Annotated in this window: 9 protein-coding genes and 5 tRNA genes; 9 read left to right on the forward strand and 5 right to left on the reverse strand. The window is 39.8% G+C overall.

Annotated elements, in window-relative coordinates; translation table 11 throughout:
- The first annotated feature begins 53 nt into the window (after positions 1 to 53).
- Complete coding sequence (locus G5B43_RS00360) at positions 54 to 863, forward strand: class I SAM-dependent methyltransferase (protein ID WP_165292747.1); 810 nt, start codon at positions 54 to 56, stop codon at positions 861 to 863.
- Positions 860 to 1,357, forward strand: a complete 498-nt coding sequence (locus G5B43_RS00365) for a GNAT family N-acetyltransferase (protein ID WP_206367186.1) — start codon at positions 860 to 862, stop codon at positions 1,355 to 1,357. The genes G5B43_RS00360 and G5B43_RS00365 overlap by 4 nt, the downstream gene beginning before the upstream one ends.
- A gap of 427 nt (positions 1,358 to 1,784) precedes the next feature.
- Here the strand turns inward: G5B43_RS00365 and G5B43_RS00370 are convergent.
- Both G5B43_RS00370 and G5B43_RS00375 read right to left on the reverse strand, forming a co-directional pair.
- Positions 1,785 to 1,871 (reverse strand) — tRNA-Ser (locus G5B43_RS00370).
- A 96-nt stretch (positions 1,872 to 1,967) separates the two neighbouring features.
- Entirely contained in the window at positions 1,968 to 4,121 is a 2,154-nt protein-coding gene (locus G5B43_RS00375; protein ID WP_165292748.1) for an HD family phosphohydrolase, read from the reverse strand.
- A 140-nt stretch (positions 4,122 to 4,261) separates the two neighbouring features.
- Between G5B43_RS00375 and rpe the strand changes: the two genes are divergently transcribed.
- On the forward strand, positions 4,262 to 4,942 hold the full coding sequence (gene rpe / locus G5B43_RS00380; RefSeq protein ID WP_165292749.1) for a ribulose-phosphate 3-epimerase: 681 nt from the start codon (positions 4,262 to 4,264) through the stop codon (positions 4,940 to 4,942).
- A gap of 142 nt (positions 4,943 to 5,084) precedes the next feature.
- Positions 5,085 to 7,352, forward strand: coding sequence for an aconitate hydratase (locus G5B43_RS00385; RefSeq protein WP_165292750.1), 2,268 nt, complete (start codon positions 5,085 to 5,087; stop codon positions 7,350 to 7,352).
- A 228-nt stretch (positions 7,353 to 7,580) separates the two neighbouring features.
- Here G5B43_RS00385 and G5B43_RS00390 read toward each other — a convergent pair.
- A tRNA-Arg gene (locus tag G5B43_RS00390) sits at positions 7,581 to 7,654 on the reverse strand.
- Positions 7,655 to 7,947: 293 nt separating this feature from the next.
- Here G5B43_RS00390 and G5B43_RS00395 point away from each other — a divergent pair.
- The 5 genes from G5B43_RS00395 to G5B43_RS19305 all read left to right on the forward strand — a co-directional run bounded on the left by G5B43_RS00395 (position 7,948) and on the right by G5B43_RS19305 (position 12,379).
- Positions 7,948 to 8,032 (forward strand) — tRNA-Ser (locus tag G5B43_RS00395).
- A 354-nt stretch (positions 8,033 to 8,386) separates the two neighbouring features.
- Complete coding sequence (locus G5B43_RS00400) at positions 8,387 to 10,630, forward strand: inorganic phosphate transporter (RefSeq protein WP_165292751.1); 2,244 nt, start codon at positions 8,387 to 8,389, stop codon at positions 10,628 to 10,630.
- A 249-nt stretch (positions 10,631 to 10,879) separates the two neighbouring features.
- On the forward strand, positions 10,880 to 11,365 hold the full coding sequence (locus G5B43_RS00405; protein WP_165292752.1) for a hypothetical protein: 486 nt from the start codon (positions 10,880 to 10,882) through the stop codon (positions 11,363 to 11,365).
- Between the two features lie 52 nt (positions 11,366 to 11,417).
- Positions 11,418 to 11,684: an IS66 family insertion sequence element accessory protein TnpA gene (tnpA, locus tag G5B43_RS19650; protein WP_165292753.1), complete on the forward strand. Its 267-nt coding sequence runs from the start codon at positions 11,418 to 11,420 to the stop codon at positions 11,682 to 11,684.
- 50 nt (positions 11,685 to 11,734) lie between these two features.
- The gene (locus G5B43_RS19305; protein ID WP_410528474.1) at positions 11,735 to 12,379 is read left to right on the forward strand and encodes an IS3 family transposase; all 645 of its coding nucleotides are present in this window, start codon (positions 11,735 to 11,737) and stop codon (positions 12,377 to 12,379) included.
- Between the two features lie 305 nt (positions 12,380 to 12,684).
- Here G5B43_RS19305 and G5B43_RS00415 read toward each other — a convergent pair.
- Both G5B43_RS00415 and G5B43_RS00420 read right to left on the reverse strand, forming a co-directional pair.
- Positions 12,685 to 12,769: transfer RNA gene (locus G5B43_RS00415), tRNA-Leu, on the reverse strand.
- Between the two features lie 5 nt (positions 12,770 to 12,774).
- Positions 12,775 to 12,847, reverse strand: a tRNA-Gly gene (locus G5B43_RS00420).
- Positions 12,848 to 12,972: the final 125 nt, after the last annotated feature.

Below are 12,972 nucleotides of genomic sequence, written 5' to 3' on the forward strand. Positions count from 1 at the left end.
TATATATTGTCAACAAATATGGGCAAAGAAATATTAAAGAAAACAATTAAAAAATGAATGCCGTGCAAAATTATTTGGAAATAAACCGCCAATCTTGGAATAACAGAATCGAAACTCATTTGCAATCTGAATTTTATGACCTCAATAGTTTTTTAGAAGGAAAAACTTCGTTAAATGATATTGAGTTGAAACTATTAGGAGACATCAAGGGGAAACGTATTTTGCATTTGCAATGTCATTTCGGACAAGACTCAATTTCTTTGAGCCGACTCGGTGCTGAAGTTACAGGGGTAGATTTAGCCGACAAAGCAATTCAAAGAGCGACGAAAATTGCGCAAGATACCAATTCAAATGCAAATTTCATCTGTTGCGACATTTACGATTTACCCAATCATCTGGATAAACAATTTGATATTGTATTTACCAGTTATGGTGTTATTGGTTGGTTACCGGATTTAGACAAATGGGCAAAAATTATTTCCAAATTTTTACGGCCTGGGGGAAAATTTGTCTTTGTTGAGTTTCATCCGGTAGTATGGATGTTCGATGAAAATTTTGAGAAAATTGCATATAATTATAGCAATTCAGGGGCAATTGTTGAATCTGAAAATGGAACATACGCAGATAAAACAGCTTCCATCAGTCAGGAAAATGTTACGTGGAATCATAGTTTGAGTGAAGTGATTACTAGTTTAATAAAAAATGGAGTTGAAATCAATTCGTTTGACGAATATGATTATTCGCCCTACAATTGTTTTAATAAGACAATTGAAATTGCACCTAATAAATATAGGATCGCCCATCTTGATAATAAAATCCCGATGCTATATTCGATTGTGGCAACAAAGAAAATTGACAGATGATTATAAAATTTCGGTTAGAAAAGCTTACACCGGCTGATTTCTCGGTGTATTTTAATTTGGTCGGTGATGAAGTTGTGATGGCAATGATTACCGAACGGGCCATTCCTCTAGAAGAAGCGAAAGCCGATTACGAGAAACGGATGTTGGAAAATCAGTTTCACAGTGATTTCGGACATTTTAAAATTATGGAAGAAAAGTCCGATAATTTTATAGGCGTTGGGAAACTGGAAATAGAAGCACCCCATAGCGACAAGGCAGAGTTGGGGTATATGCTTCTACCTAGATATTGGGGGAAAGGGATCGCGGGTGAAGTTGCTCGTCAGCTGATCGAAGTGGCAAGAAAACACGGTTTCATTACAAAATTGTTTGCGATTATAGATCCGAAAAACATTCCATCTCGGAAAATCCTAATTAATAACGGTTTTGTTTCCAAAGAATTTGCAGATTTTGATGGTTTACCGGGAGAAGTGCTGGAGTTGGTTATTCGAAACTAATCGCGTTCAGATTCATTTCATTCCTATTTCGATTACCAATGCGATTAGAAATGGTACATTCTCATCCCCGGTCGGCATTAGTAGACATTGCTTTAGAAATAAAAAGCTCCAATCTTTTGATTGAAGCTCTGCGGAGAGAGCGGGATTGGTTCAGCCCCACGAGCCTCATACTCGAGCCTGAACCCTCTTTGAGTCGAACCCTGCGGATTCTCATCCCGTTAGTAGCAAAATAAAAATGCTTTAGAATAAAAAAGCTCCAATCTTTTGATTGAAGCTCTGCGGAGAGAGCGGGATTGGTTCAGCCCCGCGAGCCCCTTACTCAGCCTTGAACCCTCTTCGAGTCGAACCCTGCGGATTCTCATCCCGTTAGTAGCAAAATAAAAATGCTTTAGAATAAAAAAGCTCCAATCTTTTCATTGAAGCTCTGCGGAGAGAGCGGGATTCGAACCCGCGGTACCGTTTCCAGTACGACAGTTTAGCAAACTGTTCCTTTCGGCCACTCAGGCACCTCTCCTTTATTTAAGTAGTGCAAACATAAAGCAAATATTCCAATCCGCAAAGCTTTAAAACGGTTTTTTTGCCAAAAAAGAATAAACATCTGACACTCAATTTAATTTTTTATTCCACTTGTCGCTATGCCGGTTTTTTTATTGACATCATAGTCAATTCTCACGTGATAAATGCTTTTCAGCATAGATTTAAAAATATCAGACACCTCTGTGATATCACGCATGGTAATATTCGAATTGATAAATTGACGCTGGGTGATCTTATACTCCACTATCTTGTCCACCAGGTTGTTGATAGATTCTTCTGTCGGTTCTTTCAACGCTCTAGAAGCTGCCTCCACCGAGTCGGCAATCATCAGTACAGCCGTTTCTTTCGAGAAGGGCACCGGCCCTGGATACTTGAAAATGCTTTCGTCTACCAGTTTATCTGGATTATTCTTAATAGCCAGATTATAGAAGTAATCAACCCGTGTCGTACCGTGATGTGTACGTATAAAGTCAATAATAACTTCAGGAAGCTGGTTTTTTTTTGCCATCTCAATGCCTTTATGCACGTGTGATATAATGACTTGTGCAGACTGTTCGGGAGTAAGCTCTGCATGGGGATTGGTGTCTGTCTTTTGATTTTCTATAAAAAACAGAGGGTTCGACATTTTGCCGATATCATGATATAGAGCTCCTGCGCGGATTAGCAACGGATTTCCTCCGATCTTGTAGATAGCGGCTTCCGCCAGATTGGCTACCTGCAGTGAATGTTGAAAAGTCCCGGGCGCTTTTAAGGAAAGTTCCCTCAGCAAACGGGAGTTGCTATTCGTCAATTCCATTAAAGTAAGATCGGAAACGATACCAAATAAGCGTTCGAATGCATATATTAAGGGGTATGCTAGTAGCGTTAAACCGACGCTAACGACAAACGGTATTACATCTATCCAATAAATGGAACTTATCGACCCGTTACGGGTCAATACTAGACCTACATAGGCTGTGATATACGTGCCTAAGATAATAAGGGAAGATACCAAAAATTGCTCCCGCTTGACTAAAGTTCTGATGCTATAAATAGCAACCATACCTGTCACGAATTGTAAAAAGACAAATTCAAAACTATTTGGCACAAACAGTGCCGCCAATAAGACCATTAATAGATGTATGTTCAGTGCCACTCGGGTATCAAATAACACCCTAAAGATAATAGGAACACTACAATAAGGTATATAATAGAGATTCGGAATTTTCATGTTAATGGCCCAAGACAACACACCGAGCATACATACAATGACAATTAGAATAATAAATAATAATCTATTGCTCCCAAAGATCGTCGATCGGAAAAAATACAGGAATACCATCAGAAGAGATACACACATCGAAATGACCACAAATTGGCCGAGCATAACATATCCTTGGTTACCACTAATACGAGCTTCATCTTCAAATACCTTACGTAAAGAAGCTAATTTTTGGTAAGTTTCGTTACTGATGATTTTATCTTTTTCGGCGATAAGCTCTCCCTTTTGCACCATTCCTCGAGTAGTGGAAATATTAGTCAAAGCATTCTGTTCCGCTTTGTTCGTTAGGTTTTCGTTGAAAATATAGTTAATGGTTACATAGTTCTTCAACGTTTCCACTAACCATGTTTTTTGATCTATTTTGATATTCTTGGAAATGTTGTTTTCTATATACTGATTAGCGGATTCAATCGTAAAAATATCAGCCGTGTTTTTTTGTTGAGCAACATTGTCTTGAATCAGCGTAAAATTATACTGACTCTGTGCTTTGTCCACCTGTTCAGCATCTATTCCCTTGTTTTGATAACGGTTGTTCAACGAAATAACGCCCCGATTGTAAATGTAATTAAGAAGTGCATTCCCCACGGATTGATATGTTGCCATATCCTGACTGGATACCGAATCCATATTTGCTATTTGCCATTTCTCCGCAATGTCGGTGTTGAACTGGTCGATTTGTTCTTTGCTAGCACTCGCGTTTAAATTATAGATGGGTTGAACTGTCTTAAGTATCTGTTCTCTATCTCTGTTAAGCTCTTCCTGTGTTTTTAAAATGGCAAAATTGTAGGGAGATACTAGGTTCTCATGATTCCATATTTTACCTTTTTCAAATTCGTATTGAAAGCGTGGTTGCTTCGGTAAAAAAATACAAATCAATACAATCGCCAAAATGATCATAGCCGATTTCACTATAAGAGAATTGTTTTGATTCTTGTCGCGAAGGTAATTGATCTTAAGTTTTGCCACTTGCTTATTGTTTTATCCTGTCAATATAATTTACAACAAATGTACTATTTATTGAGCAATCGTTTAAAGGATCAAAATACGAATTTCCTCGCATAATAGCCTCAAACTTCTGTATCTTTGCAAAAAATATATAAAAGAATATGCCTATAACAAAACATCTGATAGCCCCCTCTGTTCTGGCAGCTGATTTTGCGAACCTCTACCATGATATCCAGGTCGTAAACAAGAGCGAAGCGGATTGGTTTCACATCGATATTATGGATGGTGTATTTGTTCCGAACATCTCGTTTGGTTTTCCAGTTATGCAGGCTATCGCTAAATATGCCACAAAACCGTTAGATGTGCATTTGATGATTGTAGATCCGGATCGTTATTTAGAAACGTGCAAAAATTCGGGAGCATCTATTATTACCGTACATTATGAGGCATGTACACATCTTCATCGTACATTGGCTGCGATTAAAGAACTTGGGTGTAAAGCAGGTGTGGCATTGAACCCACATACACCGGTGAGTTTGCTGAAAGACGTCATCCGAGATATAGATTTGGTGTGCATCATGTCAGTTAATCCGGGTTTTGGGGGGCAGAAATTTATTGAGCAGACTTATGCGAAGATAAAGGAACTCAGAGATGTATCTGAAGGAGTAAACGATTCCCTATTAATAGAAATTGATGGGGGAGTAGGTACAAAAAATGCTGCAAAACTACTAGAAGCGGGGGCTGATGTGTTGGTTGCAGGAAGCAGCGTTTTTGGCGCTGAAGACCCCACAGAAGCCGTTCGCCAGTTAAAAAACGTCTTGCCAATAACAACCAAGATTTAAGTTGTTTGGATTTATTCCAAATTAGGGTTTGAATTGGTTTAAAGGTATTTAAAACCTATTCTTTTTGTATTTTTGCCCTAAATCAAAAAATTGGGCAACCGATTTAGTTTTAAACACAGTACATCAAATAATTATTAAATAAATGGCTTTTGATATAGAAATGATTAAAAAGGTTTATAGCCAATATGACGAGCGCATTGCCGCTGCACGTCAAGTGGTTAATAAACCTTTAACTCTTGCTGAGAAAATTTTGTATGCTCACCTATGGGCAGGAAATGCAACCGAAGCTTATGAGCGGGGTGCTTCTTATGTGGACTTTGCTCCGGATCGTGTCGCCATGCAAGATGCTACGGCACAAATGGCTTTATTGCAATTTATGCAAGCTGGACGCCCAAAAGTGGCTGTGCCTTCAACCGTTCACTGTGACCACTTGATTCAAGCAAGGGACGGAGCAGAACAGGATTTGACGCGTGCGAAAAACGAAAGTTCGGAAGTATTTAATTTCTTATCTTCTGTATCAAATAAATATGGTATAGGTTTTTGGAAGCCTGGAGCAGGTATTATTCACCAAGTGGTGTTAGAAAATTATGCTTTCCCCGGGGGAATGATGATTGGAACTGACTCCCATACGGTGAATGCTGGCGGTTTAGGTATGGTAGCTATCGGTGTTGGTGGAGCTGATGCATGTGATGTCATGGCAGGTTTGCCATGGGAGCTTAAATTCCCTAAATTAATCGGTGTTAAATTAACCGGTAAGTTATCGGGATGGGTTGCACCAAAAGATGTTATTCTAAAAGTAGCCGGTATTTTGACAGTGAAAGGCGGTACTGGAGCTATTGTAGAGTATTTTGGAGAAGGAGCTGAATCTCTATCATGTACAGGTAAAGGCACTATCTGTAACATGGGAGCAGAAATTGGGGCGACGACGTCAACTTTCGGTTATGACGCTTCTATGGAACGTTATTTAAGATCTACCGGAAGGGCAGATGTAGCGGATGCGGCAAATGCCATTAAACAACACCTCACAGCAGATCCTGAAGTTTACGCTGATCCAGAGCAATATTTCGATCAGTTGATTGAAATTAATTTGTCAGAATTAGAACCGTCCTTGAATGGACCATTCACGCCGGATTTGTACACACCTGTTTCACGTATGCGTGAAGAAGCAGAAAAGAACGGTTGGCCATTAAAAGTAGAGTGGGGATTAATTGGTTCTTGTACAAACTCTTCTTATGAGGATTTATCACGCGCTGCTTCTATTGCTAAACAGGCTATCGATAAAGGCTTGGTTACCAAGGCTGAATTTGGTATTAATCCGGGCTCTGAACAAGTGCGTTATACGGCAGATCGTGATGGTTTGTTAAAAACGTTCGAAGATTTAAATGCTACGATCTTCACGAACGCTTGTGGTCCTTGTATCGGTATGTGGGATCGTGCAGGAGCAGATAAGCAAGAGAAGAATACTATTGTGCATTCGTTTAATAGAAACTTTGCGAAACGTGCTGATGGTAACCCTAACACATATGCTTTTGTAACTTCTCCAGAGATGGTGGCGGCTATTGCCATTTCTGGGAATCTAGGATTCAATCCGGTTACAGATACGTTGGTCAATAAAAACGGTGAGCAGGTGAAATTGGATCCACCAACGGGTGATGAATTGCCATCAAAAGGTTTTGATGTTGAAGACCCAGGTTATCAAGCACCAGCGGTAGACGGTTCCTCGGTAACGGTAGATGTATCTCCTACGTCTGATCGCTTGCAATTATTAGAACCGTTCCCTGCGTGGGAAGGTACAGATTTAACTGGATTGAAACTGTTAATAAAAGCAAAGGGCAAATGTACTACTGACCACATATCGATGGCAGGTCCTTGGTTGAAATATCGAGGACATTTGGATAATATATCCAATAACATGCTTATCGGTGCGGTCAATTTCTTTAATGATAAAACAGACTTTGTTAAGAATCAATTGACTGAAGAATATGCGGCAGTACCGGCTACACAGCGTGCCTATAAAGCTGCTGGAATTGGTTCGATCGTGGTTGGCGATGAGAATTATGGTGAAGGATCCTCTCGCGAACATGCGGCGATGGAACCTCGTCATCTCGGCGTACGTGCCGTCTTGGTTAAATCTTTTGCCCGTATCCACGAAACTAACTTGAAAAAACAAGGTATGTTGGGATTGACGTTCGACAATAAGGACGATTACGATAAAATCCAAGAAGATGATACCATTGATATCATTGGTTTAACAGAATTTGCACCTGGAAAGCCATTGACACTTGTTTTGCACCATGCAGATGGTTCGCAGGATAGTATCCTAGTTAACCATACGTACAATGCACAACAGATTGAATGGTTTAAGGCTGGTGGAGCACTGAATATCATACGTGCGAACCAAGCGAAATAAAAAGTTAAATTAGGTAAGTAAACAAGTGCGAAAGCCGCAGTTCTTAAATAGACTGCGGCTTTTTCTATGTACCATTTCCTAATTCAACTAAATTATTTATATGCTTATCGAAAAGAAGTGTTCTAATTCCTGAAGAATCACTGGTTACAGATAATCAGCTTACCCAGCTCATTCCATGCTCTAAAAAAATAAGAAGCCTGCTAATCAAATGATTGCAGGCTTCTTAAGTACGCCAATCAGGATTCGAACCTGAGACCGACGGTTTAGAAAACCGTTGCTCTATCCAGCTGAGCTATTGGCGCTCCTTTCGGTGCAACAAAAGTAGGCAATTGCGCTTATTTTGCAAAATAAAATGATTATTTTTTGTAAAGGTTAAACTAACTTATTGCACATCAAAGGTATATTTTTTTTAGATAAATTTTTTGTTTGCGTTTATATCAAAAAGGCGTTTTAAGCAAATCGAATCGGTCATAGATGCTTGTCGATACTGGGCTTTCTCGACAGGAGAAGGTATGCTGTTTAACAAACTATTAGCTGTCCATTGGAAATTTGAAATAAAATTTTGCATGAAAGATAAAATTTGTACTTTTGTCGCGGAGAGTTGGCAGAGTGGTCGAATGCGGCGGTCTTGAAAACCGTTAACTGTCACAGGTTCGGGGGTTCGAATCCCTCACTCTCCGCAGAGCTTCAATCAAAAAGGTTGGAGCTTTTTTTATTCTAATGCGTTTTTATTTTGCTACTGATGGGATGAGAACCCGCAGGGTTCGACTCGAAGAGGGTTCAAGGCTGAGTATGGGGCTTGCGGGGCTGAACCAATCCCTCACTCTCCGCGAAGCTTCAATCAAAAAGGTTGGAGCTTTTTTTTATTCTAATGCGTTTTTATTTTGCTACTGATGGGATGAGAACCCGCAGGGTTCGATCTGGATGGTATAGCTGCTTTATATTTAAATAACATATACTTAATAATTTTTTAACCTAAAATAAACAGTAAATTGGTGAAAAATATACAAGTTTGCAACTTAATCTGAAATAGTATGGACTGGTTTCTTTTTTTGGTGGTTGTGCTACTTATTCTAGCAATCGGCGATTTGATCGTTGGAGTTAGTAACGATGCTGTAAATTTTCTAAATTCAGCAATTGGGAGCCGGGTTGCCTCCTTCCGTACCATTATTACCTTAGCGGCGCTTGGTATCTTGATAGGTGCATTTTTCTCAAGTGGTATGATGGAAATCGCGCGAAAAGGGATTTTCCATCCAGAATATTTTACGTTCGATAAGGTTCTATGGATCTTTCTAGCCGTTATGCTGACGGACATCGTGCTATTGGACATTTTCAATACGCTCGGTTTGCCCACCTCGACTACTGTATCGATTGTCTTTGAACTGCTTGGCGCAGCTTGGATGGTAGGTCTCCTGCTTACCATTGAAAAAAATGAGCCGATCTCGGCAAGCTTGCAGTATATCAATATAGAGAGTACCTTCTCCATCGTTTCGGGTATTTTCCTTTCGATTTTTATAGCCTTCACCGCAGGGATTCTTATCCAATACTTGTGCCGAATGGTATTTTCGTTTCAGTATAAAACTCGATTAGCTCAGTTCGGTGCGCCGTTTTCGGGCTTGGGAATTACCTCAATTGTCTACTTTCTGTTAATTAAAGGGATGTCAGGAACCACTTTGTCCGATTCAGGTTTCATTTCTTGGATTCTCGACAATACCCTTGTTGTACTCCTCGGTATTTTCGTATTTTTTACCCTCTTGTGCATTGTTCTGCAACGATTCTTTAGGATCAATCCACTAAAGATCGTCGTCTTGGCGGGAACTTTCTCTCTAGCAATGGCATTTGCAGGGAATGATTTGGTAAACTTTATCGGAGTACCCATTTCTGGGTTGATGGCATATCAAAATTGGATCGGAAGCGGAATAGCTGCAGACCAATTTTATCAAACATTTCTAGCAAGTAGCGATATTATAGTACCACCCTATATGTTGGCTATCGCTGGGTTGGTAATGGCCGGTACAATTTGGCTCAGTTCCAAAGCACGGAAAGTGACAGAAACTGAGGTTAATCTCGGCAGTCATAATGATGAGGAAGACGATAAATTTACACCCAACGCCGTGTCAAGGAGCGTGGTCCGTACTTCATTCTTATTGGGGAATATTTTTTCAGCATTTGTGCCCAGAAATATAAAGCGACGCTACGATATCAGTTTTGAGAAAGAAAAGCTCCGGCAGGCGACACAAGTTGCTGGCGATGCACCAGCGTTTGATCTTGTCCGAGCTTCCACAAACCTAATTTTGGCCAGTTTGCTTATCGCTTGGGCGACTTCAAAAAAACTGCCACTTTCTACAACCTATGTGACTTTTATGGTAGCAATGGGAACTTCGCTAGCTGACAAAGCCTGGGGACGTGAATCGGCCGTATATCGGGTAACCGGTGTGCTAAGTGTGGTCGGCGGGTGGTTTATCACGGCGTTAATCGCATTTAGTGTTTCTGCTATTTTTGCTCTGATTATATATAAAGGCGGTATAGCGGGGGCTCTGATACTAATGGGGGTCGTAGTTACCTACGTGATCATTTCACATATTAGCTTTGCAAAGAAAGAGAAAAAAGCACAGAGCGAAAGAAGTAAGCTCAGTCTGCTAGACGTTGAGGATTTGGATGTGTATATACGTAGCAAGAAAATGGCAATCAGTTTCTTGATCGATCTGGCTCAGATGTATAATCAGATTCTCAATGGCATCAGTAATAATGACGTACATTTACTAAAAAAAGCTAGTATGGAACTCAAAGAGTTGAACAAGTATACGACTAAGCTGAAGCGAAAGAGCCTTCGGGCAATCCGGGAGTTGAATACCGTCGATCAAAAAACCTCGGGTGTTGTCGTTCATAGCACGGATCTTTTGCAGGACTTGATTCAATCGGCCAACTCATTGAGTACGGAGAGCCTTCAATATTTTGAGAATCTGCATCAACCACTGCATCCTAAGTTTACTTCAATCGTAGATACGTTGAACGTGATGATGCACGGGTTCTTTGAGCAGATAACGGAAGAACTGAACAAAGATCAGGGGCCGGATATAGATAAGCTGCGTGCAAGACGCAACCAGATCCGGGATTATATTAATGTGAATTTCGAAAATCAGTTAAATATCATTCGCCGCGATAACACAGGAAGTAAGCAGGCTCTACTACAGACAGGAATGTTTTTGCAAAGTCGTGACATACAGGCGGTATTATTTCGCATTAGTAAGCTTTACGCGCGATTTGAGAATAACTAGGCCGCCATTTCGATCGAAGATTCAGATTTGTTGACGAGGAGGTATGTTGGTCTCGTACTACGGCTTTGGGCTGGTCGTTCGGTAGGTTTGCCGATACAGAGGAGTGACGTCTAAGGGAGTGAATTCCATTCTACTTTTCGTCTCGAGTTCATCGGGCGATAAAAAAAGAATCGTTATTAGCGAAAAATAGTGCATCTATTTTAGAGATATTATTTTTTTAGCTATATTCACTGCAAAAATAACCTAATTATGATGTACAGATTTCTTACTCTTGTCTGGATTTTTCAAGTGTTTTTCTTTCATACACATGCTCAAACGAATGAGTTATCAGCAATTTCTTTTCGCGATTTTGAAATACCTAATTCTCCTATAGTGGATTCCACTTCACATGCTGTGGTTATATTGGAAAAGGGGCGATCTGACATCCAGGTGGATGAAAGTGAAAGAGAGTTGCGGGTCATACACCGTTATGGCGTACGGATTAAAATTTTAGATAAAGAAGGATTTGATCAAGCTAACTATGTTATTCCTCTCTATAAAATTGGAAATAAATTCGAGACGGTGAGCGAAGTTAAAGGATATATACATTATATTGATGGGAAAATACATACGGTCGAGATGGATAAAGGAGCTGTCTTTCACGAAAAAGTGAATGAATTCGTAAACCTGAGCAAATTCACTTTACCAAACATTGCAGAAAATTGTATTATTGATATTGTATATGAGATAATGTAATCTTCCCTAGAATTAGCTACGATTATTAATGTAGTTTTATAATTTAGGGACAATGAAAAAAAGTAAGTTCAGCGAATCACAGATCATCAAGATTTTATCGCAACAGGAGTCGGGACAATCGGTTTCGGACATTTGTCGAGAGCATGGCATTAGTCAAGGAACATTCTATTCTTGGAAGAGCAAATATTCTGGCATGGAGGTTTCCCAGCTCAAGCAGCTCCGAGAAATGGAAAAAGAGTTGGCGCAGTACAAAAAGATTGTTGCCGAGCAGACATTACAGATCACGGTTTTAAAAGACGTTATCGAAAAAAAGCTCTAGGGCCTGCCGAAAAGCGTGAGCTTGTAGGTTATGCCCGCGAATATTTCGGGATGAGCCTGCGGCAGGCCTGTGCAATATTCTGCCTGAGTACATCTGTATTTTATTACCGTTCAACGCGTAAAGATGATACAGAGGTCATCGAGCAGCTTTCCAAGCTGGCCGAACTCCACCGTACATGGGGATTCTGGATGATGTATCACCGGCTCAGAAAGTTACAATATATGTGGAACCATAAACGTGTCTATCGTATTTATACATCTATGAGGCTTAATCTGCGCAACAAGCGCAAGAAACGTCTTCCGGCACGAGTAAAAGCACCTTTACTCTGTCCTATCGGACCGAACATCACCTGGAGCCTTGATTTCATGCACGACACGCTGGCCAGCGGAAAAACGATACGTACATTGAACGTCATAGACGATTTCAGTCGGGAGGCACTTTCCATTACAGTGGATACCAGTCTGCCCGCACTAATACCGTTAAAAATGGAGCTTGCTGAAATTTTCGATAGTGATATTCAAATTGGGAAAGCCATTCTAAAAATTGACAGGGAAGATGTCTTGAAAAAAATTGCAATGTCAGATTTATCGATTCCTATAAATATCAATAACTTGTTATACCTTATAAATCATTTTGAAAATATAAGTACAAAAATCACAGAACTAACTCCTGATATTATCAAAAATTATTCGTAAAGAGGCATAAATAAGTTATTTCACAATTTTCCCTTGACATTTATATTTGTCAAAAAAATATTAAAAAGGAGGTTTAATAAAACACCCAAAATTATTGTGCGTAATTTTGGGTGTTAAATTTGTAAATGTATGATTCACAGGTGGTTTTGTGAATCGGGAGGTATTCGAACCCATATTTTATTTGTTACAAAACACCTATCTATAATTCAGTTTTTTAAAATAATTTCTCACAAATTTTTACATCTTTTTTACACCCCGTAAAAATAGAAACCCTTGAATAACAATATGTTATCAAGGGTTTGAAGTACCTAGGGCGGGAATCGAACCCGCACTCCCTTAACGGGAACAGGATTTTAAGTCCTGCGTGTCTACCAGTTCCACCACCTAGGCAACTGAGCGAAAGACGAGATTCGAACTCGCGACCCCAACCTTGGCAAGGTTGTGCTCTACCAACTGAGCTACTTTCGCTTGTGACGATGCAAATATAGAGAGAAAATCTTATTACAAAAATTATTTTTACGCTTTTTGATGTAACTAATGCTAACCATCTAAAAATGTGCGTAATATTTTTCTTACCAAAGCTTTTAAAACAT

Origin of the sequence: Sphingobacterium sp. SGR-19, assembly GCF_011043555.1 — a bacterium.
Lineage (GTDB): Bacteria > Bacteroidota > Bacteroidia > Sphingobacteriales > Sphingobacteriaceae > Sphingobacterium.

Excerpts from the sequence above, each read along its gene's own strand:
- tnpA (WP_165292753.1), top strand. The coding sequence starts at position 11,418 with ATGAAAAAAAGTAAGTTCAGCGAATCACAGATCATCAAGATTTTATCG.
- G5B43_RS00360 (WP_165292747.1), top strand. The coding sequence starts at position 54 with ATGAATGCCGTGCAAAATTATTTGGAAATAAACCGCCAATCTTGGAAT.
- G5B43_RS00365 (WP_206367186.1), top strand. The coding sequence starts at position 860 with ATGATTATAAAATTTCGGTTAGAAAAGCTTACACCGGCTGATTTCTCG.
- G5B43_RS00405 (WP_165292752.1), top strand. The coding sequence starts at position 10,880 with ATGATGTACAGATTTCTTACTCTTGTCTGGATTTTTCAAGTGTTTTTC.
- G5B43_RS00385 (WP_165292750.1), top strand. The coding sequence starts at position 5,085 with ATGGCTTTTGATATAGAAATGATTAAAAAGGTTTATAGCCAATATGAC.
- G5B43_RS19305 (WP_410528474.1), top strand. The coding sequence starts at position 11,735 with ATGAGCCTGCGGCAGGCCTGTGCAATATTCTGCCTGAGTACATCTGTA.
- G5B43_RS00400 (WP_165292751.1), top strand. The coding sequence starts at position 8,387 with ATGGACTGGTTTCTTTTTTTGGTGGTTGTGCTACTTATTCTAGCAATC.
- rpe (WP_165292749.1), top strand. The coding sequence starts at position 4,262 with ATGCCTATAACAAAACATCTGATAGCCCCCTCTGTTCTGGCAGCTGAT.